Here is a 1,261-nt window from a genome sequence, read left to right as displayed (position 1 = left end):
GCAGCAGGTGGCGTGCTATCTCCCGTAGGCCGTCGGCGAGGGCCGTGGCCAGGCGTTCAGGGGGAAAAGGCCGCTTGCGCGGTCACTTGGCGACGCGCGAGGCGGAGGGATCGGGTGAAGGAGAGCCGGTCCGGGTCGGTGTCGATTTCCTGCGCGGCGGCGTGCATCAGCTGGCGGATCGCGTGGTGGACCAGCAGGTGGCCCCAGACTTCCTGCTCGACACCCTCCGGCGAGCGGGAGCGCAGGACCTGGGCGGGGCCGCGCTGGTGGGTCTTGAGCTCGTCCAGCGCGGTCTCAATCTCCCAGCGCTGGTTGTACAGGGCCGCCAACTCGGCTGCGGGTGCGGCCTCGTGGTCGAGGATCGTGGTGATCAGTCGGTAGGGGGCCGGGTGCTTCGGGCGGCCGGGGTCGTCCAGGGTGTACTCGATGACGCGCACGACGGCCGGGTCGGTGCGCTTGCGGTGGTCGCGGGCCGCCACGATGTCGGACAGGTAGGAGCCGTCGGGAAGTTCCTGGCGCACGGGCAGGACCGCGTTGGACTTGATGCGCCACAGCAGGTCCGCGCCGCCGGCCGAGGCGGCCCGCCACTGGTCCAGGCCGGCGAAGCCCCGGTCGGCGATCAGCAGGTCATCCGGCCCGAGGGCTGCGAACAACTCCCGCGCGAGCACGGATTCCGCGGTGGTGAACGGCCCCAGCGCCGCGTGGGTGATGGCGTGCGTGCCGCACTCGGCCAGTGCCACCACCCGCACCTGCGGGAAGGCGGTCCGCTCGCCGCGGTGGGTCGTGGGGCGACCGAACCGCGCGTCGTTCTCCTCGCTGTCCGGTACGTCGAACGTGGTCCCGTCGACCGCCATCAGGCGCCAACGGCCATACCAGGCGCCGACGGTGGATTCGGTTGCCATGGGCTTGGCGGTCTGCTCGAACAGCACCTTCAGCGGCTCTGGTCCGAGCTTGACCCGTGCTCTGGAGATCGCGGCGGTCGTAGGCACCTGCCACGACCCCGACCAGCGTCTGGCCCACGCGAGGCCCTCGGTCAGCAGTCGCGCGACCTCCTCGTATCCCTGCCCGGAAAACAAGCACATGGCCAGGACGAAGTAGACGACCACCCGGGGCGGCAGCAACCGGTTGCGCTTCCCGGACTTCCCGCACTCCTCGACAACCCGGTCCACCAGCTCCGGCGGGAACGTCCGCGTAAGCAGTCCGATTGCGATCCGGTCCGACAACCGCTCGTCCGTCGGCGGCTTGACCTGCCCAGGGCGTG

General features: G+C 70.8%; 1 protein-coding gene. It reads right to left on the bottom strand.

Annotation, left to right across the window (positions count from 1 at the left end; translation table 11 throughout):
* Positions 1 to 56 precede the first annotated feature (56 nt).
* Positions 57 to 1,261, bottom strand: a 1,205-nt coding sequence (locus tag ACIRRH_RS43930) for an IS4 family transposase (protein WP_403079108.1), incomplete at its 5' end; no start/stop codon positions are given.

This window comes from Kitasatospora sp. NPDC101235 (assembly GCF_044767505.1).
Classification (GTDB): domain Bacteria; phylum Actinomycetota; class Actinomycetes; order Streptomycetales; family Streptomycetaceae; genus Kitasatospora.
Note: the sequence above shows the minus strand (reverse complement) of the source record. Positions and strands in the feature narration are given on the sequence as shown.